Origin of the sequence: Phyllobacterium sp. 1468 (assembly GCF_031455525.1) — a bacterium.
Lineage (GTDB): Bacteria > Pseudomonadota > Alphaproteobacteria > Rhizobiales > Rhizobiaceae > Phyllobacterium.
The window spans coordinates 138143-158560 of sequence record NZ_JAVDSX010000009.1; the positions used below are offsets into that span (position 1 = coordinate 138143).

General features: G+C 56.0%; 14 protein-coding genes and 4 pseudogenes. 5 read left to right on the plus strand and 13 right to left on the minus strand.

Going from position 1 to position 20418, the window contains the following annotated elements; all coding sequences use genetic code 11:
• Positions 1-5 precede the first annotated feature (5 nt).
• Together glf and J2X72_RS21095 are read left to right on the plus strand one after the other, a co-directional pair.
• Positions 6-1898 carry a UDP-galactopyranose mutase gene (gene glf, locus J2X72_RS21090; protein WP_310075152.1) on the plus strand — a complete coding sequence of 631 codons (1893 nt, stop codon included), beginning with the start codon at positions 6-8 and terminating at the stop codon, positions 1896-1898.
• Between the two features lie 115 nt (positions 1899-2013).
• Positions 2014-3954, plus strand: coding sequence for a dTDP-4-dehydrorhamnose reductase (locus J2X72_RS21095; RefSeq protein ID WP_210003845.1), 1941 nt, complete (start codon positions 2014-2016; stop codon positions 3952-3954).
• A gap of 278 nt (positions 3955-4232) precedes the next feature.
• Here J2X72_RS21095 and J2X72_RS21100 read toward each other — a convergent pair whose 3' ends face one another.
• Entirely contained in the window at positions 4233-4385 is a 153-nt protein-coding gene (locus tag J2X72_RS21100; protein ID WP_210003846.1) for a hypothetical protein, read from the minus strand.
• A 207-nt stretch (positions 4386-4592) separates the two neighbouring features.
• Complete coding sequence (locus tag J2X72_RS21105; RefSeq protein ID WP_310075239.1) at positions 4593-5861, minus strand: DUF763 domain-containing protein; 1269 nt, start codon at positions 5859-5861, stop codon at positions 4593-4595.
• Between the two features lie 751 nt (positions 5862-6612).
• Between J2X72_RS21105 and J2X72_RS21110 the strand changes: the two are divergent.
• Positions 6613-6912: pseudogene (locus tag J2X72_RS21110) on the plus strand (hypothetical protein); the annotation flags it as partial.
• A gap of 249 nt (positions 6913-7161) precedes the next feature.
• Here the strand turns inward: J2X72_RS21110 and J2X72_RS21115 are convergent.
• Positions 7162-7410 (minus strand): annotated as a pseudogene (locus J2X72_RS21115) (copper-binding protein); the annotation flags it as partial.
• A gap of 199 nt (positions 7411-7609) precedes the next feature.
• On the opposite strand from J2X72_RS21115, the gene J2X72_RS21120 reads away from it, so the two are divergent.
• Positions 7610-8899, plus strand: a complete 1290-nt coding sequence (locus J2X72_RS21120) for an ATP-binding protein (RefSeq protein ID WP_210003847.1) — start codon at positions 7610-7612, stop codon at positions 8897-8899.
• Between the two features lie 455 nt (positions 8900-9354).
• Here the strand turns inward: J2X72_RS21120 and J2X72_RS21125 are convergent, their stop codons facing one another.
• The 5 genes from J2X72_RS21125 to J2X72_RS21145 all read right to left on the minus strand — a co-directional run bounded on the left by J2X72_RS21125 (position 9355) and on the right by J2X72_RS21145 (position 14653).
• Positions 9355-10080 carry a ribonuclease activity regulator RraA gene (locus tag J2X72_RS21125; protein WP_310075157.1) on the minus strand — a complete coding sequence of 242 codons (726 nt, stop codon included), beginning with the start codon at positions 10078-10080 and terminating at the stop codon, positions 9355-9357.
• Positions 10081-10096: 16 nt separating this feature from the next.
• On the minus strand, positions 10097-11833 hold the full coding sequence (gene araD, locus J2X72_RS21130; RefSeq protein ID WP_310075160.1) for an L-arabinonate dehydratase: 1737 nt from the start codon (positions 11831-11833) through the stop codon (positions 10097-10099).
• Between the two features lie 43 nt (positions 11834-11876).
• Positions 11877-12746 (minus strand): ABC transporter permease, encoded by an 870-nt coding sequence (locus tag J2X72_RS21135; protein ID WP_210003850.1) that lies wholly within the window; start codon positions 12744-12746, stop codon positions 11877-11879.
• A gap of 5 nt (positions 12747-12751) precedes the next feature.
• Positions 12752-13585: an ABC transporter ATP-binding protein gene (locus tag J2X72_RS21140; RefSeq protein WP_310075163.1), complete on the minus strand. Its 834-nt coding sequence runs from the start codon at positions 13583-13585 to the stop codon at positions 12752-12754.
• Positions 13586-13651: 66 nt separating this feature from the next.
• The gene (locus J2X72_RS21145; protein ID WP_310075166.1) at positions 13652-14653 is read right to left on the minus strand and encodes an ABC transporter substrate-binding protein; all 1002 of its coding nucleotides are present in this window, start codon (positions 14651-14653) and stop codon (positions 13652-13654) included.
• A 116-nt stretch (positions 14654-14769) separates the two neighbouring features.
• Between J2X72_RS21145 and J2X72_RS21150 the strand changes: the two genes are divergently transcribed.
• A complete protein-coding gene (locus tag J2X72_RS21150) occupies positions 14770-15492 on the plus strand; it encodes a GntR family transcriptional regulator (RefSeq protein ID WP_310075169.1) in 723 nt (240 codons plus the stop codon).
• A gap of 573 nt (positions 15493-16065) precedes the next feature.
• Here the strand turns inward: J2X72_RS21150 and J2X72_RS21155 are convergent.
• The 5 genes and pseudogenes from J2X72_RS21155 to J2X72_RS21175 form a co-directional block, all read right to left on the minus strand.
• Positions 16066-16522, minus strand: a pseudogene (locus J2X72_RS21155) (methyltransferase family protein).
• Between the two features lie 83 nt (positions 16523-16605).
• Positions 16606-16978 (minus strand): annotated as a pseudogene (locus J2X72_RS21160) (antibiotic biosynthesis monooxygenase family protein).
• Between the two features lie 99 nt (positions 16979-17077).
• On the minus strand, positions 17078-17296 hold the full coding sequence (locus tag J2X72_RS21165) for a hypothetical protein (RefSeq protein WP_310075172.1): 219 nt from the start codon (positions 17294-17296) through the stop codon (positions 17078-17080).
• Positions 17297-17640: 344 nt separating this feature from the next.
• The gene (locus J2X72_RS21170) at positions 17641-17937 is read right to left on the minus strand and encodes a hypothetical protein (RefSeq protein ID WP_210003854.1); all 297 of its coding nucleotides are present in this window, start codon (positions 17935-17937) and stop codon (positions 17641-17643) included.
• Positions 17938-18764: 827 nt separating this feature from the next.
• Entirely contained in the window at positions 18765-20195 is a 1431-nt protein-coding gene (locus J2X72_RS21175) for a DUF1254 domain-containing protein (RefSeq protein ID WP_310075175.1), read from the minus strand.
• Positions 20196-20418 lie beyond the last annotated feature (223 nt).

Here is a 20418-nt window from a genome sequence, read left to right on the forward strand (position 1 = left end):
CGCAAATGCTGGAACTGGAGCAAGAGTTGTTCAGCCGCGCTGATCTTGTTTTTACGGGTGGCCGCGCCTTGTATGAGGCCAAATGCGATCGTCACCGCAATATCCATTGCTTTCCAAGCAGCATCGACGTGGCTCATTTTTCACAGGCCAGAGCGGTGATTGGCAACAATGATAAGGAGACGACTGCTCCCCACCTCGGGTTTTTCGGCGTTATCGACGAACGCCTGGATCTCGATCTCATTCGACAGGTTGCGGAGCTCAGACCTGGCTGGCAATTCATGATGGTAGGTCCTGTCGTGAAGATCGATCCTGCGACTTTGCCACAAGCGCCCAACCTGCATTGGCTCGGTGCAAGGGAATACGCCGACTTGCCGGAATGTATCGCAGACTGGGACATCGGCATCATGCCTTTTGCGAAAAACGCTTCGACGGAATTCATAAGTCCGACAAAAACACCGGAATTTCTGGCGGCCGGCGTGCCCGTGATTTCGACCGGAATCAAGGATGTCATCAGGCCGTACGGGGACTTGGGACTTGTCGAGATCGCCGATAGTGCTGGAGAATTCATTTCAAAGGCGGAATTTCTTCTGGCGCGTCCGCGGAAAGAGTGGCTGGCAAGGGTGGATGACTTTCTTGCCAGCATGTCATGGGACATGACGTGGCAGGCCATGGCGACCTTGATGCAACAGTTGACAAAGCCTGCTGCAAAGCCGATGCGCTTTTCACTATCGAGAAAAGTGCAGGCCTTTGACTGGCTAATTACGGGAGCAGGCTTTGCCGGTAGCGTTCTTGCCGAGCGATTGGCAAGCCAGCGTGGCGACAGAGTGCTCCTTATTGATAAACGCCCGCACGTAGGAGGCAATGCCTATGACCTCTACAATTCCGCGGGGATTCTCATACACAAGTACGGTCCACACATCTTTCACACCAACTCGGATCAGATCCTCAACTATCTTTCCGCATTCACCAAATGGCGGCCGTATGAGCACAGGGTATTGGCGGAGGTGGATAAAATGCTTCTACCCATCCCAATCAATCTTGACACCATCAACAAGCTCTACGGACTAAGTCTTTCGTCGGAAGAACTCGATCAATGGTTCCGAAATCGTGCAGAGCGCGTTGATGATATCCGCACTTCCGAAGATGTGGTTGTCGGCCGCGTTGGCCGGGAGTTGTACGAAAAGTTCTTCCGTGGATACACGCGCAAACAATGGGGCGTCGATCCGAGCGAACTGGACAAGTCCGTGACTGCGCGCGTACCCACGCGGACAGACCAAGATGACAGGTACTTCGGCGACAAACACCAGTGCATGCCCGCCGCTGGCTATACGCGCATGTTCGAGCGGATGCTCGATCATCCAAAAATCAAGATCATGTTGCAGACCGACTTTGATGAGATTGCGAGCCAGATTGAGTATCGGCGATTGATATATACCGGACCAGTCGATGAATTTTTTGGGTTCCGCTACGGCAAACTTCCGTATCGGTCGCTGCGCTTCCAGCACGTTACTTTAGATAAGGAATGGCATCAAAGTGTGGCGGTAGTGAATTATCCCATGGAACACGAATATACGCGCGTGACGGAATACAAACATCTCACCGGCCAACAAAGTTCGCGGACGAGTTTAACTTATGAATTTCCGTCCGCCGTGGGCGATCCCTATTATCCCGTGCCAAATCCCGAAAACGCGGAGCTTTACAAAAAGTACGATAGCTTGGCCCGTGCCACGCATGATGTCCTGTTTGTCGGACGTCTGGCGACCTATAAATATTACAACATGGATCAGGTTGTCGGCCAGGCGCTGGCCACATTTCGCCGCATTGAGGCAGAAATTCCTCGTCCCCGTCCGCCTCGGCAAAACGAAACTCAACCTGTCCTGATATCTCATGCCGGCTGAGGCGCCTGGCAAGGTCCACGGAATGCCTAAGCTTTGGGGTGGCGTGGAATGCAGCATAGTGCGCGTGCGCGACCGATGGCGCGATCAGAGCATAGACACGGGTCACTCATCCCGATTGAGCGATATCGATGCGGTCGCCGATCTAGGGATCCGGACATTGCGCTATCCTGTGCTGTGGGAAAGCATTTCTCCAGAAAATCCGGAAGAGGTCGATTTCCGCTGGCACGACGAACGTCTACTAAAAATGCAGCAGCTAGGTATCGAGCCGATTGCTGGACTTCTGCATCACGGCAGTGGGCCCCACTATACCAATCTGCTCCATCCGCAATTTCCTATACTGCTTGCTCAGCACGCCAAGAACGTGGCTGGTCGTTACCCCTGGATCACTCGCTACACTCCCATTAATGAGCCTATGACGACCGCGCGATTCAGCTGCCTTTATGGACATTGGTATCCCCATCATCGGTCGGAAAGAGACTTTTGCCGGGCGATGATCAATCAATGCCGAGGCATCGTTCTCGCGATGCGGGCAATACGGGCGATCATTCCACACGCCAAACTTATTCAAACGGAAGACCTTGGCAAAACTTTCAGCACGCCGCTTTTGCAGTATCAGGCCGACTACGACAATGAAAGAAGGTGGCTCACATTCGATTTGTTGCTGGGGCGCGTGGATAGATCCCATCCCTGGCATAAGATTTTTTTAAGCCATGATATTTCAGAAAAAGAATTGTCTCTCTTTCTCGATGAACCATGCCCGCCTGATACGATCGGAATAAACCACTATTTGACAAGCGACCGTTTTTTGGAACACCGGCGGTCACACCGCCCCCACAATTTGAAAATGCCCGGAAACGGTCGTCACAGATACTGCGACCTCGAAGCGGTGCGAATTCAGTTGCCGGCGGGTTCAACAGGTCCAGAAGCGCGTCTGCGCGAGGTGTGGGACCGATACCATCGGCGAACTGCGATCACGGAGGCTCACCACGGGTCGACTCGCGACGAGCAGGTAAGATGGCTTGCGGAGGTTTGGGAGGCCGCGAAAACTTTGCGGGCGGAAGGCAAAGACATTTGCGCAGTGACCGTATGGGCGCTTTTCGGGGTGGAGGATTGGAACACCCTCTTGACGCAACGAAACGGATTGTACGAACCCGGTGCGTTCGATATTCGCGGCACGTCTCTTCGCCTGACGGCTTTGGGTCGGGCCACCAAGGCGATACTTTCCGACGGAGTCGTCAACCATCCTGTTCTCGACAGCAGAGGCTGGTGGCACAGCGAGCGCAGATTCTACCGACCTGAGTTGGTGCGGTCGCTTCTTGCCCCCGCAGGCACTCGCACTATTCTACTTCTGAGAGGGTCCGGAGCACTTGCCCAAGCATTTGTTCGGATCGCGCAATTCCGAGGTTTGGATTGCATTTTGATGCATCCGCATGACCCGTCAGCGTCAGAGCCGCAACTGGGTCAGACGTTGTTGCGCAAGAAGGTTTGGGCCATCGTTGATGTAACAGAAAAGAACATTCGACAACATGTCGTTAAGGGTTTACCCGACCGAAATAGCAATCGAGACATAGCGGGAACTTCTGCGGCGCCTTTTCAAAGAGTCGGTTTTTCATGTGGGTCGGATTCCGGAAGAGTTCGTTCGCTGACCATCGACACAGGCGAGCTTTTTGGACCTTGGGATACCCGTAGCTCGATAGCCCATATCCTGAGAACACTTGAGGATGGTGTCCCGATTGGCCTCGCCTCCAACGAGCCAGTCAAAGCATCCTATATTCCGGATGTTGTGAACCAAGCCCTGGATCTATTAATCGATGGCGAGTCCGGCCGCTGGCAGTTGGTCAACCCTACGGAGATGTCGTGGTTTGCATTCGGTCAGCTCCTTGCAAAAAAAGCGGCCCTTAACACGGAGCTTGTCAGGCAAGTCATCGCTCAAGCTGCGCACGTTTCGGATCCAAGCCAGAGCTACTCGGTCATGCCAACGCTGGCCGACGCTCTCGATCGCTTCCTTCGCGATTACGACCCCAACCGAAATCCCCTGCAGATCGCCGCGGAATAGGCGTTAGTATCGGCTTGAGAGCTCGTCTAGGGCAGGCGCCAAAAGCGGAACGTGCGCATTCATTGTCGCCTTTGATGGCTCGAATGTGAGAAGGCGCAAGAGGCGCCTTCGCGGGATCGATGAGGGTGATCTGCGCGAAAAGGCGGTCAAGGAGCCGGAACAAGGATGAAGTCCGGAACGGCGTGCGCATTCTCTTGGTTGCCAAGGCCCTCCGTAACGCCGATATTGATTTGAACACCAGGACCTTCTTTGAGATCTAATGGCCAATTGCCCCGTCTTTACCGCCTGTCGAACCCCCGAACCGATGGCTCGAGTGTGAGAGAGCGATAGAGCCGCGGTTCTGCCGCCGCATGGGCAGGCTCGTGAGCGCCAGCGGCGTTTATGAATTGGGCAGGCACGTCATCAAGCATGGCGGCGACTTGGACCATCATCGCTTTCGCCTTCATGATAAGCCATCACTTGTGAAGGCGGCCGAGCTGGTCTGATCTTTCAGCGTTACGGAAATGGCTTCGCTGCCCTCCCGACAAAATCCACGCGATATGCTTCAATATCCGGCATTTCGCGAGTTACCCGCGCATCCTGCAATTGCATCGCTGCCTCCCACAGAGAAAGTGTGCCCACCTCGAGCGCTTCAAGCTTTAATCTTCGGATCTGCTTGACGAAGCTTCCGCCGCTTCCCATCCAAAAACACTTCGGCCGCCCCACCCGGGAGATTGATTAAATTCGCCGGCCGCGATCTCCTTCAAGCCTGGTCCGGTTGCGTACTGCTCTAGTTTCCGGGATTGATTGTCCAGCCGTTCAAGGGCGTGAAGCTCTTCCTGCCGGCCAAGCTTTCCCTTCTGAACCGCCGACTTCAAAACCCTGATCGTCTCGTCATAGACTTTCAAGGGAACCGGAAACGGATGGCGGTCCTTGCCGCCGTGGGCGAGAGAAAAGCGCGCCGGATCGGAAAAACGGCAAGGAGTACCGTGGATGACCTCTGCCACCATCGCAAGCGCCTTGACTGTTCTCGCGCCGACGCCTGGGACAAGCAGAAGGGCTTCAAAATCGCCCGGAGCAGCATCCGCCGCCGCAGCCAGATTTCCGTGCAACCGTCGCATCACGATATCGCTTTCGCGCACATCGTGGTGTGCGGGCATAACCAGATGCGGCAGCATCAATTGATCAGTCTGCTCAATTTCAGCATTCCCAGTTGGGTTTGGTTCGAGCGTCACAAGTTCACGGACTATTCCCGCCGGGTCGATCGTCTTGAGGAGGTCCACCTGGCGGCTGCGGGATGCCGCAGCGCGACGGTCCGCCAGATTTATAATCTCTCCTTGTCCATGGCCTTCAATTGCCGCATGGGGAGAATCTACGAAACTGCTCAGTCCTTCAGATAGCCAATGATAACGGCGCGCCTGACGGCTGTCGCCATTCATCCCTTGCTGGATTACGACCCACTTGCCGTCATCAGTTACGATGAACCCATGTAGATAAAGGTCAAAGCCATCCTGTACCGCGGCACTGTCTACCTTGGCAACCAGCCTGCTGATTTGCCCAAGTGCGGCTCCATCGAAGCCCACACGATCGCCTATTGCTGCCAATTCTGCAGGGGTTTTCCTGGAGTGGGCGCCCCGGCCACCGCAAACATGAATGCCTACTTCCCGCGACATTGGCGTTAGCCCGCGTTTCAATGCTCCGATGACGCTGGTGGTGATGCCCGAAGAGTGCCAGTCCATTCCCATTACTGCACCGAATGATTGAAACCAGAATGGATGGGATAGCCGGCGCAGAAGTTCGTCGCGGCCGTAGTGTTGAATTATCGCCTCGCACATGATCGCACCGAGTCTGGTCATGCGATCTCCGAGCCACCTCGGGACCCGTCCATGATGAAGTGGAAGATCAGCGCTGCCGGCTCGTTTGGTCAATGCTTGTTCCATGCTTTTTCGTCGGTTCGGACCGAAACTTATGCCTCATGTGCACATTAGAACAAGGCCTTTCGAGCGGCCGCTATATGGTAACACGACATGTTGAAGGAAGCGAACTGGCTACGGAACACCCCGCCTCCAAGCCAGAGTACCCCGACTGTGGAACGTTCTATCTGCGCGGGCTAATAGCGTAAAGAGCCACACCTTCATACAGTTCAGATCATGCGCACGGGTTCTCGGCAGATAGAACGAGCCGGAAACTGGATTCGAGGCGAGGCGGTCAAACCGACGGGTTGCTAACGGATCATGGTCTCACCCTCCGAAATAATTGGCTGGGCCGGCCGGGAACTAGTGAGGTGCTTCATGACTGGCGATGCGCGCCTCATGGTAGCGGCAGCGATCGGCAGCGTCGGCGCCAGCAGGTACCATGGAGCAACGGCCAGGCAAAAGGTCAGATCAACCGACTAAAGACTCAAACGTGCCACGTATGGCAGAGCAGTCCCAACTACTCAGAGCATGCATCCTGCCACACAACAGTTCTCATCACCACGCAAATTGAGGAAGAACCCATTTAAGTGCTGCGCGACAGCCAGCACCAGAACTGCAACTGAAGCTGGACGGCGAGTCGCGATCATTGATGCCCTGCTGGCGCTGTTACGAAGTTTCATAAGCCGATCGCGCAGCTGCATCAGATCGGAGCGCACGCTTTCCAGATCCGCGAGGCCGAAACCATTCGCGTGAAACGGCCCTCTTGCCTGCTGAGACCGGGGAGCGACGGTGATCTGGACGCCAGGTACAGGTCGGCGAGCTGGCGGGGCATGTTGAGCGAAGCCGAATACAATAAAGTCGTTGCCTACATACGCAAACTGAGGGCCAGTTCGCACTTCTGGCAAGCGACGACGTATAACTGCAATGCCTATGTGGGCGACATTGCCCGGTCCATGGGCTATAAAGTGCCCGGCCACCTGCTGCGTCCGCAGCAGTACATAACCAGCTTCGAGAGATGAATGGGGGCCCGAATGCGATTGGTTATACCGGGCCTGCGGGTTAGATTGTGAAGAAGGGCGTTTTCGAGTGTCTGTCCGCTGGACACACCCGCCCTTAGATCGGGCTTGTAGCGCGGAACACCTCCCCGTGATGTTTCGGTTCAAAATCGAGATCAAGAAGGGCATAGTAGCTTCGGTCTTTCCAAAAAATAACACCAGCGGCTATGTACGGCCGCTGGCGTCTTCCAATTGACGGTGACTAGAGTCAGCATTTCTTCGGAGCCGCTGATAAAAATCGGTTGCCGGGAATTGTTTAACTGAATTACCGTGAGCTTGCCGTTGACCTTCTCGGCGAAATTCGGTCGCTTTGGTTTTGCCTGGGCAAGCAGAGCATTGTCGCTGACAACGAACCACCATCGTCATTGCTGGCATGTCCAAACTTTTGAGTGCCTCATGGTTGATGGTAAGGTTCTTCTGCTTGAGATCAATTTCTTTACCTCACCCTTGGTGAATTCGGCAGCCAATGAAACAGTCGAAATTGCAGTTGTGGCAAATGCGATCAACGCGCATCACAACTGGAGCCTGCTCTCTGGTACACGCCGTTCAGCGTATACTCAAGGCTTGTATTACTCATCTTCTTGCACACTTATTACTCATTTCACCCGCGGCGTAATATACATCTCCCCATCTTTCTATTATACATCTCCCCAAGTTTATGTTATCAGTTTCACCGCCCCCGGCTAAGACGCGACTGGAAAACAAATGGATGACTCCCTGCTCCCGCGCCATCTAAAAGCGGAACTTATCGAGGCCCTTCGCTCGGCGCGAGTTGTGAACATTATCGGTCCCCGCCAAGTCGGGAAGACGACGCTTGTTAGAGATTTGCTGGATGTTGGAAAATTCGTCACGTTGGATGAAGAGAACGTGCTAGCAGCGATGGAAGCTGATCCCGTTGGGCAGATTGATGCGCTTGTATCCGAAGCGGGTGAAGCACCTCTCATTATAGATGAGGCGCAACGATCAAAACGCCTAGCGCTTGCCATCAAGAAGATCGTCGACGAACGGCGCAGAATGGGGCAATTCATCCTGACTGGGTCTTCTAACGTGTTTACATCCGCGAATGTCGCGGACTCCCTCGCTGGTCGAGTACAGACCTTGACGATGCTCCCGATGAGCATCGCCGAAATAAGTCAGAAAGGGCCTGCGCGAATTCTGGATTGGGCCAATCGGGCCGAGGGACCAACGCTGGCCGATTTGCCGATGCCGGATAAAGTCTCAAGGAGCACATATGTCGATTTAATGCTGGCAGGGGGATATCCTGAGATTCGCAGCTTAGGGGACCGCCAACGCAGACGCCGTTACCGAGACTACGTGGATACGATTGTCGAACGGGATGTTGCTGATATCCTCGAAATCAGAAGATCTGACGCGATGCGTCGGTTGATCGATCAACTCGCCGCACGAATTGCCAACGAACTCAATGTCCAGGACCTCAGCGGGAAGATTGGCATCCAGCGCAAGACAATGGATACATATTTGGACGTATTGACCAAACTGGCACTCCTAGTAAGGCTTCCTGCTTTGACATCTGGCGAGGTCGGTCGCGACATCCGCCATCCAAAGATCCACATTGTCGACACAGGGATAGTCGCCGCATTGAGAAACTTGACATCGGCCAGCTTCGCTATCGATGCCAACCCAACCGCGCTTGGAGTTATTCTTGAGGCATTTGTGCACAATGAGTTGCAGAAGTCGCTTCCATACCAAAAAAGCGATTGGCAACTTTACCACTGGCGTCATCAGCGGGGACCCGAGATCGACATTGTCGCGGAAGCGGATAGGACGCTCGTAGGTTTTGAGATGAAAGCAGGAGCTACTGTTGATTCGAACGATTTTCGGCACCTGAAATGGTTCCGCGATGAAGGGCCAGGAAAAATGTGGAATGTTGTCGGGATCGTGATCTACCTTGGGGACCGCCCCCTGAGCTTTGGCCCAAAGCTCTTCGCGTTGCCTTTGTCCGCGTTTTGGGCTTTTTCCCAGATGACCGACTAATCCGGCGCGGCACGCGATTCTCTCTAACTCGGCTCTTGACGGCTCTAGCAAAGATTGTGCCCGCTAGCATTTCAACCTGTCCGAGTATCTGGTATGTTCCCTTAGCTCAGCTGGCTGATCGATGGGGGATTCGAGATGCGGAGGCTTATAGGGATAATGGCAGTTATGCTTGGCGGGGGCATTGCGACGGCACAAACTCTCTCCGATGATTTTAATGCCGCCGCTGTTAATGAGAGCGCCTCCAATAATGCGAATTACCGTCCGCACGCGTCAAACAGAAGTACTAATGGTTGCTAGTCATTTAGCACAGATGACACCCCAACCGATGGTCCGTAGGGTTGGGATTGTCGCCCGACGGCAAACACCAGAGGAGCGGATAGTCAGAAAGTGTTTTACCTCCCACGCCGAATAGAGAAGACGACTCCATCAGAACCGAAATCCGAACTTCAGGATTCCTATCGTCCGTGCTTCTGCCGCCAAGCGGCGAAATCGGCCTTGGGTTGTTCGCTGGTGGCCGGGTAAAGCCCGATGATCGTCGCACCGTTCATGACTTGCTCTGTGACAAAATCTTCATAGGCCGTCATCTCGACCGTTTCGGCGGCGATCTCGTCGGCGAGATGGGCAGGAATGACGATGACACCTTCATTGTCCCCGACAAGTACATCGCCCGGAAATACAGCGACATCGCCACAGCCGATCGGGACGTTGATATCGTATGCTTGGTGATGGGTCAGGTTGGTTGGAGCCGAAGGACGATTGTGGTAGGCGTGAATGGATAAATTGGCAATCTCAGGACTGTCGCGGAAGCCTCCGTCAGTAACCACACCTGCCACGCCCCGCACCTGTAGCCTTGATATCAATATGGAGCCGGCCGACGCTGCCCGAGCATCCTTGCGGCTATCCATCACCAGGACGGCTCCCTCCGGACATTGCTCTACCGCGGCGCGCTGCGGATGATGGGGGTCCTTGAAGACCTCGATCGTGTTAAGGTCTTCGCGGGCCGGTATGTAGCGCAGCGTAAAGGCTTGCCCGACCATATTAATCTGCTTCGCCGACAGCGGTCGCACATCTTGGATGAACTGGTTGCGCAACCCACGCTTGAACAGCGCCGTCGCAATCGTCGGTGTGGCAACGCCCATCAGCTTTTTGCGCGTTCCTTCGCTTAGATCATAGTTTGTCATTCGTTGTCCTCGGATGTCAGTAGATATCTGGTTCAGGAGCAGATGGTCCAAAGCGTGTTTCGAGAAAGTCGAAATCCGCGCCGGTGTCGGCCTGGCGCACGTGTTTGGCGAACATCCAGCCATAGCCGCGACCGGCCTTGTCCGCGGGCTTTTGCCATTGGGAACGCCTGCGTTCGATCTCACTGTCCTCGACCAGCATGTCGATCCGGCGCGCCTTCAGGTCGAGCCGCACGATGTCGCCCGTTTTCAGAAGAGCCAACGGGCCGCCGACATGCGATTCCGGCGAGACGTGCAGAACGCAGGCTCCATAGCTGGTACCGCTCATGCGAGCATCGGACAGACGCAGCATGTCGCGATATCCCCTCTTGAGCAGGACCTTCGGCATCGGCAACATGCCCCATTCGGGCATGCCCGGGCCGCCCTGAGGCCCGGCCCCGCGCAGCACCAGGACATGATCGGGCGTGACGTCAAGATTTTCGTCGTCGATCGCCGCCTTCATCTCCGGGTAGCTGTCGAAGACCAATGCCGGGCCTTGGTGTTGATGCAGTCTCGGATCGCATGCCGCTGGTTTCATAACTGCGCCTGTTGGCGCAAGGTTGCCTTTAACGACAGCAAGCGACCCTTCCTGAAAGACAGGATTGTCGAGGGAGCGGATAACGTCGTCATTGAAACATTTGACCCCCTCCAGCGTTTCTCTGAGCGTTTGACCTGAGACTGTGAGGACCGAAAGGTCGAGCCTTGATGAGAGTTTTGCCATGAGCGCGCGCAGGCCGCCGGCGTAGTAGAAATCTTCCATCAGATAGGTATCGCCAGTTGGCCGTATATTCGCTAGAACCGGGGTCGTGCGGCCCGCACGATCCAGATCGTCCATTGTCAGGGCGACGCCAGCCCGGCGCGCCATGGCGACGAGATGGACAATGGCATTGGTCGAGCATCCGGTAGCCATGGCGACGGCCACAGCATTGCCTACGGATGCATCGGTCAAGATCTTGCCCGGCACGAGGTCCTCCCAGACCATGTCGATAATCCGACGCCCCACGGCAGACGACATCCGGATATGATTGGAGTCGGCGGCGGGAATCGAACTTGCGCCCGGCAACGTCAGGCCCAAGGCTTCCGCGATCGCCGTCATGGTGCTTGCCGTGCCCATGGTCATGCAATGGCCGTAGGAGCGTGCGATTCCGGCTTCCGCCTCGACCCACTCATCTGTCGACAGATTGCCCGCGCGCCGTTCATCCCAGAATTTCCAGGCGTCTGAACCGGAACCCAGAGCTTTTCCGCGGTAGTTGCCGCGCAGCATGGGGCCGGCCGGCAGATAGATCATCGGCAGGCCGGCGCTCACAGCGCCCATCACCAAGCCCGGTGTGGTCTTGTCACATCCACCCATCAACACAGCGCCATCGACGGGGTGGGAGCGCAACAGCTCCTCGACTTCCATCGCCAGCATATTGCGATAGAGCATCGTCGTTGGCTTGACATAGCTTTCCGACAATGAAAGCGCCGGCAATTCGAGTGGAAATCCGCCGGCCTGAAACACACCGCGCTTCACGTCCTCGACGCGGTGCTTAAAGTGTGCATGGCAAGGGTTGGCATCCGACCAGGTATTCAGAATGGCAATGACAGGCTTTCCTGTCCATTCTTCCGGTGCGTATCCCATCTGCATTGTTCTGGAGCGATGACCAGAACTGCGCAGGTCGTCCGGAGCGAACCAGCGGGCGCTTCTTAATGTTTCTGGAGTTTTTTTCATAGCCATTGCTCAATTGGAAAATGCGACGGAGAAGGAAGCCTCAAACTGCTCATTCCTTCATTCCCCATTTTTGAATGGTGTGGCGTTCGATCGTCTGGAACACGAGGTTTTCAACAATAAGGCCGATGATGATCACGGTGAGAAGGCCGGCAAAGACTGCGGGAATGTCCAGAAGGTTGCGGTTCTCAAAGATGAACCAGCCGAGCCCGCCTTGCCCCGAAGAAACACCGAATACGAGTTCGGCGGCAATCAACGTACGCCAGGCGAACGCCCAGCCGATTTTCAGGCCGGTCAAGATCGACGGGAACGCAGCGGGAACGAGGATCCGCATCACATAGGATAAACCGGTCAATCCATAATTGCCTCCGACCATGCGTAGCGTTCGCGACACGCCCAGAAAGCCCGCATGGGTATTGAGCGCCACCGCCCAAAGCACCGAATGGATAAGCACGAAGACAAGGCTGGAAGCGCCGAGCCCGAACCAGATCAAAGCAAGTGGCAGCAATGAGATGGCGGGTAGCGGATTGAACATCGCCGTCATTGTTTCCAAAAAATCGGTGCCGATCCGTGTGTTGATGGCAAGGATTGTCAAAATGGCTGCTAGCACAGTCCCGGCCACATACCCCGTGATTAGCACCTGAAGCGTCGTCCAGATGCGCGACGGCAATGTGCCGTCGGCAAAACGATCATAAAGGGTGGTCAGTGTGTCGCTAAGCGTCGGAAAAAGCAGGGGATTGTCTAGATAGCTTGCATAGACCTGCCAAATGATGGCCAGAACAACAATCAGCACCGTCTTGCGCACAGCGCTGATACCCCAAATGAGTTCGAGGGAACCAAGCCTCTGTTCGACCTCGGCTACATTGGTATGCTGCCTGTTTGTCGTAACATCGGCTGCAAGAATGATCTGCGGACTTGTCATTGTCGTCACTCCCTGTGGCCGGACTCGGAAAAGAGCAGATTGTGGATATCGCGTTCGAGCGCGGCGGCGCTGCCATCGTCCTGACGGGCGCGATCAACGTCGATCACTTCAGCCTTCACGCGCCCTGGATGAGGCGACAACAGCAGAATGCGGTTTGAGACCTTGATGGCTTCAGCAATCGAATGTGTAACGAAAATGACCGTAAACCTGGTGTCTTCCCAAAGCTGCAGCAGTTCGTCCTGCATCTGACGCCGGGTCAAAGCGTCGAGCGCCGCAAACGGCTCATCCATCAGCAAAATATCGGGCTGCATGGCCATGCCGCGGGCGATCGCCACGCGTTGCTTCATGCCACCCGAAAGCGTGTGCGGATAACTGTCCGTGGCGCGTGTGAGCTTGACCTTATCGATATACTCCTTGGCCCGAGCCTCCGCCTCCCTGCGCGGTAGTTTGCGCGCAACGATCAACGGAAACATGACGTTTTCCAGTACCGTCTTCCAAGGCAAAAGCTGGTCGAACTCCTGAAATACCATCATGCGATCAGCGCCAGGCCTTTTGACTGGACGTCCGTTGATATGAATTGATCCACTCACCGGGGCCATGTATCCGCCGACGGCTTTCAACAGCGTGGACTTGCCGCAACCGGACGGTCCGAGAAGAACAAAACGGTCGGATCGTTCGACAGAAAAACTGACGTCTTCCGTCGCCGTTATCAGCAGATTCGGGGTCTTGTAGCGAAGCGTCACCTTGTCCACGGTGAGAAGCGACTTGGCCTCACTTGCCGCTTTCACATCGGGAAGACCTGCTGTTGGATCTATTTTTTGCTGTATGGCCTGTAACATATGGGCCTCCATAGGATAGTCGGAAGACCCGGCATCGCTGCCAGGTCGTTAGCTCGTTGCCGACAGCTAGTTGCCCTTTAGATCGGCGGATTCCGGCAGATAATAGTCTGTCCATGCCACAGGCATCGTCTTGAGTGTTCCGATCTTGTGCAGATGCGTTGCAAACTTCATCGTTCCCTGAGGATCGGTGCGAAACTCCATCATGTCCGGCTGTGCGAGTATCTTGACCAGGGTATTGAGATCGGTTTTGTCACCGGAAACCTGCTTGTAGGCGCTCAATGCGTCGCGCGGGTTCTTCTTGATCATGTCGATTGCCTCGACCGTGGCTTCGCGCACGGCCTTGATGATGACAGGATTTGCTTCGGCAAAAGCCGTTGTGGTGAAGAACGTCGCTTGTGTTAAAGGACCGCCAATGATGTCCTTGGAATTGACCACGATGTGGTTGCCGGCATCGATCTCCAGATACTGGAAAGGCGGTGCGGAGAAGTGACTCGCCACCTCGTGGCTCTTGTTCGCCAGCGCCGCCATCGCATCGGGATGTCCGAGCTGCACCGTGTTGACATCGAAATGCTTCAGATCGCTGTCTCCAAACATCTGACCCGCTGCCATTTGCAACAGGATCGCCTGCGTCGAAACGCCAACCGTTGGCACAGCAATCTTGTCGCTCGGACCGATGGCTTTCAATGATTTGATCTTGGGGTCACGCGACACCATGATGACTGGCTGCGCCGAACTGGTGATAATCCCTTTTACCTTGCCGCGTGTTCTGTCCCACAGCAAAAGCAAGTTGCCCGTCCCGGTGTTGACGATGTCAACATTCCCCGAGAGGAGCGCATCCGTCTGCGCACCACCGCCGCTGAAGGTCCGCCAGTTAACGGTGACACCTTTCAGGCCATCTTCTGCCGCGTGCTTCTCAATGAGCTTTTGCGTTTCCATAACATGGCTGGCCAGGTAAAGGATGCCTGGCTGGCGGGTGATGGAGATATCGGTCTTCTCTTGGGCATGGCCGGACGAGCCTAAACCTACAATAATAGCAAATGCGGCGATAGCGCCTTTAATCAATCGCATATTTTCCTCCCGATCGTTTTGCGTGTCGTTTGCACGAGGCGACGATCCTCCGACATCGCTTACTTCATTAAAGCACTAATGCATCAGTGCATCAACTAAATAATTGTGGTACTACAATGGAGACAGACAACGAGAGAGCAGCAATCATGAGTGGCAGGGTGAAAAACAGCGTTCTGGACCGGACACGGCAGGTCGCCCATCAGATTCACGAGATATTGAGGGACCGCATTCTCTCTGTTGAACTTGTGCCGGGAACAATTCTTTCCAGGGCTTCGCTTCAATTGGAATTCGGCGTTAGTCAGACCCCGGTCCGGGATGCGCTCATGCGCCTGGAAGAAGAAGGCATCGTCGAAGTCTTTCCCCAATACGCGACTGTCGTGGCAAGGATCGATATTGATCACGCAAGGCAGGCGCAATTCCTCCGGCTCTCGATTGAACTCGAAGCTGTTCGTCGCCTGACAGCCGAGTGCCCGGTCCAAATCGCAGCAGGACTCGAGGAAATCCTCGCAAGACAACGGCAAGTGGCCACCCCGCAGACATACGATCTGTTCGATACGCTCGACAAGGACTTTCACCGCAAGATTTATGCGCGTGCGGGCATCCTCAATCTCTGGTCCACTGTCCGTCGGCAAAGCGTGCATCTTGACCGATTGCGCCGCCTCAATCTGCCTATGCCCGGCAAGATGCAAAATGTCCTTAAGGATCACCAAGAGATTGTCAGTGCGATACAATCGGGACGCCCGGAAGCCGCTGAGAGCGCCATGCGCAGACATTTATCTGGAACGCTATCCATCATCGATCTTATCAGCGATCAATTTCCCGATTATGTCCGCAAGTGAGCAACGTCAACCAAGCTGCGTGATCGGGCGCGGAAGGCGGCCCTCTCGCAGGAACATCGCCGAGGCATGAAGCCGCGGCACACGATGAACGCTCTATGCCTCCCTTGCGCAGCCATAGCACAGCGCGCGCCACAACGCGACCCGCCGCGGCAGCGTCATCCAAGCGCCATCCCTCTCCGTTTGTAGGTGAACTGGATACCGCTGGCAGTGCCAACTGGACACTCCCGGCAGTATAGACTGGACACCTCAAGACCACTCCCTCCGAGGGCGCGACAGCGCGGTTCAAGGTGCAATGTCGCGCCCTCACTTGCTGAACTTCTTCCCGGGAGTTGCCGGGAGTTTGAATAGCCTTTGGGTCTTTTTTTTGGGACCGTTTACGGACCGGCCTGAGCTTAGGAATCGTTTTGCTCAACAGCCACTTCGAGACGGCTGACCGGCCAAAGACGCCCCCTCGAAGGAGAATGGGCTCGCGTTCCTTGACACCGGCCCGCAACCTTCAGAATATGATAGCTCGCGGCAAGGAAGCCGGTGCTGGTTTATCAGAAGGCCCCGCAGGCGCCAGCGGCGGAATAGTCAGAGCCAGCGGCGAACCTTGGCCTTGTAGCGGCGGTAGTCGTCTCCGAACTTCGCTTCGAGATAGCGCTCCTCGCGGGCGATCACCTGCGTCTGGATCGCGATCAGCACCAACGGAGCAAGGTCGAAGGCGATCGGCCCGTCGAAGCCGATCGCAAGGCCGGCATAGATAAGTGCCATGCCGAGATACATGGGATTGCGGGTCCACCGGTAAGGACCGGTCGTTGCGATGAGGGTCGTTGGCTGCGACTGCGGAACGTTGGTGCCAAGCCGCCGCGAGCATCATCAACGCCCCGGCAACGAATAGAAGCGCGCCCGTCGCGACCAGAAACCGCCAGTCGATGCCGAAAGAGCGCAGGGTAACGAACCGCTCCGACGCCAGCCCCAACAACAGCGCTCCCAGATAGACGAAGGGCGGAGGAAAGCGCACACCCGCGGTGTCCGGTTCGACGACCATGCTCATCCTCCAATCTGTGCTCTCAAACCAGCATCGCCTGCTGGGCGAAGATACCGCCATCGCGCCTCGCCATATTGCCGGAGTCAGGCCGTGCAGAAGCCGGGGACGGCGACCTTCTGGAACAGGTGCGGGCTGGCCACGACGGATGAAGGATATGCTGGAAGTTTCCCGAGGAACTCGGGATCAGTGAAGGCGGCGCGGACCGCCTCGGTGGATTCCCACACCACATAGTTCAGGTACTATCGCCGATCGCTCGATGTAGTTGCATGGAAATGAAGCCCGGTTGCTTCGTTATGATCTCGGCAGCCGCCCTGAAAGCGTCCAGGAAGCCCGCTTCGACGGCGGGATCGACGACCGAGAAGAGGTTGATGAGCACGAGAGGCGCGGCCGCGATACCGAGTTGGCGGTCAAACGGAATTTCTCGTCCAGAGGTTTCAATGGTTTTATGGCGGCCATGGTGGCGCTCCTGTCTATTGTGAAATTGAAACTGGCGTGATCGATGCTGCTTGCGCTCAAGCGAGCTGCAGCGGCGCCGTGGTGGCTCTGTCGGCTACACTAGCCTGCGATCGGTTCGGCCGCGGCTTCGGCGACACCGGATTCCGCTTGGACCGCAAGGGCCCAGTCCGCGGCCTGGGATTCGAAGTACTCCTCGAGCGCGCGGACCTTGCCCCACATCAGGGTGAAGACGTGCAGGCCGCGGTTGTCATACCGACCACGGCCATCGAGGAGTGCCGCGCTGGCCCTCCCCATCGCGCGAACACGGTGCTCTTCCAAGGCCCGCCTGTCACCCACACCTCGTCGAGCGTTACCCGGAAGCCGCGTCGCGGCTCTTATCGATCTTCTTGAGGCTGAGGAAATAGAGGGCGAACCTGCTATCCCACCTCAATGAATAGCGATGGTCGTCAAGCGCTCACCATTGCGGCCGGACAAGGCGATGGTGGACAAAGCCCACCGTAAGGGTGCGTCTCACGTTCGCGCACACAAAGCCTACCGCCAGATGATGGGGGCCGCACGGGCTCGAATAATCGAACGGCAATGATGAATTCCTGCAGTCCACAGCCCCGATCGGCGCACGGATACCTGCAGATGTGTCATTTCTCGTCAATGCCCGTCAGGCATCAAAGTCTTATCAGGCGTTGATCGTGCAGTAAACGATCGCAATTGCCGTCAATTTCGCTCGGGTCGTCGAGCTGGCGCAGTGCATCCATGACAGCGTCGAATGCAACCGGGTTTTCAGCGTAAGGTAACCTACGCAACGCCGGCATCGATTCGACCGCGCAGGCGTCTGAAGCCCATGAGGCCAGAATGGCCCGTTTTTCCTGGACATCGAGCGCGTCATCCCGGACCACGTCCTCGGGACGGCTGAAATGCCGCACCGGAATCGAGGGGACAATAATCGAAAGGTTACGTTCCATGGCCCTACGTTTGTAAAATCTCCTTGTGTTAATGTCCTTAAAGCGACCCGAAAAGGCCTCTTCCTGCCGAAAATATTTTGGAAGCTTCCGGAGAAATTTCAATATCCCCTATAAATTTCAATTTCCCCTATGATAAACACAACAATCCCGCGTCCTGGCAGCCAGCCTTGCGTTCTCAGACAGGCGCGATTTTGTTTGCGAGGTGATTGACTCTCTCTGTCATTAGCGGACTATTCGCAGGTCGCCGCTGGCGCTTGAGAGATGGAACGTGCGGGTGCAAGCATGACCTTTCAACCACTCACATCCGTTTCCGAAGACGTATATGGCCAAGCGGATTGGCGCGCGATGTCCTTCGGGTAGGAGGGCAGCTGCAATGCTGGGGCGTTCAGCTCGGACCGATCCGCACGCGCAACGCCTGGCGCTAGAAGTCATGCGCCTCTTTGACGGTGGCAAACCCGATATCCAGTTGAATACCTCTCTGTCAGTCATCAATGATCAGACTATCGGGTCGGAAACCGAGCAAGGGCGTCGCCGCCACAGCTCACATCTATCGCATTCCTCTGCCAGATACTGACCGCTGTAATGCACGCCCTCTTTCCTGTTTGGAAGGAAATTTCTACCCGATCCGCACGCTTTGCATTCATCCAGGCAGCCAAGGAAGCTGGAAACCAAGTTGACGAGCCGAAGTTGGAGCGCCAATGGTCAAGTCCTTCCGATGGCACAAGAGCAAGCCGCGGCGCAGGGCTCTCTAACCGGTTACAGTTAGCCGTTCCTCAATGGCAAGTCCGATCTCATACAGCCACATGCGTCAGCATGGTCGAGAAAAACTACTGCATCATGACTGCCGGTGGCTGCCAGGTGCCTTCGCCGGCCGGCAGGATCGAAGGCGCTTCCGTCTTCGGCCAGTACAAGCGCATGACGAGATAGATCGTGTCATTCGGCGCAGGCAGCCAATTTGCCTCCTTGTCCGCACCGGGGCTGTCCTTCTGGATATAAAGGGTGACAGAGCCATCCTCGTTTTTCTTCATGCTCGGCAACATCGGCGAGTTGATGAGATAGCGATTGATCGGGTTCTCGATCAAAAGCTGGCTCTTGCCGTCATACATTGTCACCGACCAGAAGGAGTTCACCGGCGGGTGCTGCCCTGCGGGGAAGGTGATCGTGTAATTGTGCTTGCTGCCGTCTAGTGTCTTGCCGTCGCTGTCAACGCGCGTGAACGGATAGGTCGCTTCCGCCGGGTCATTGCCATAAATGCCCGCCTGAGCGGCGACGGCACGCTTTATCCAGTCGCCATTGTAGTGGGCGCTGTCGCCCGGAAGACCGCTAACCTGCCAGCCATTGATCGTCTTGCCGGTATTGGCGACGGCCTCGTCGACCTTCCGCTGGCCCTCCTTCATGCCGAGGCCAAGCTCCAGCTTATGCTCCAGTGGTAGGTCCTTGAAGTTGACGGTCTTGCCCGGCCCGACGCCGATGCGTGCCAGCTTGGCGCGTATCTCCTGCTCATTATCCTGCGCCGGCGCAAACTGCAGCGCGAAGTCGAGATAGTCGAAGAAGTTGGTCTTCACGAGTTCCTTGTCGATCTTGGGAAAGTCGATGGTTGGCGCGGCCGGCGGCGGCGTCTGCTTGAGATAGGCCGAGAGCATATGAACCTTGTAGCCAGCCTGCACCTTCTTGACGTTGTCGAGATCATCCGGGCCGAAAAGTTGGGTGCGATAGCCCGCAAGGGAGAACTGTGTGCTCGATCGAAACACCTGTTTGACGCCCGCCGGGGTGTCGCCCCTCCAGTCGGGCCCAACTACCATGTAGTCGCCTGCCTCGCTCCCTGTGGCGCGGGTGCCGATATAGCCGTAATTGTAGGTATTGCCGTCGCACAGCATGACCGAATAGTAGCGCTTCGGGTCCATCGCCGGAACCGAGAGCACCACCGGCTCCGCCCGCAAATCCATCCACACGAAGGAATAGGGTGTGTCGCTGTTCGGCGTGACGATCGCTGTGTCCTTGTAAGTATAGACGTTGGGCTCGTTCTTGAGCTGATTGAACGGCGCTTTGAACTGCCCCGAATTGCGATCGACCGCGTACTCGTACATGATGGCATAGTTCATCACGATCGGCAGGCCATAGATGAAGCCTTCTTCGGCAATATCCTTGGCCTCGACAATGCTCGGATAACTCTGGGCCATTAGCAGGCTTGGCTTCGCAATCGCGGCGCCGGCGACTATCGCTGCGGCGGAGAGAAGTAGATCTCGTTTCGTCAACATTTGCCGACTCCTTTGTCATCGGATGAGTTATGATGATTGTTCATAAGTACGCGTCGGCTGGCGGCGCGGGTCCGTCAAATTTCAAAAACAGCAGGGGTGGCGGCCAAATGTGCACCAATGCCGTCTTGGCCGTGGTAAGAATTGGCTGCTTGTTTACCCAAGCGGACAGAAAGCCCAAGCGCAACACCATCATATAATTCCCCCGAGATCTCACCAGGCGACT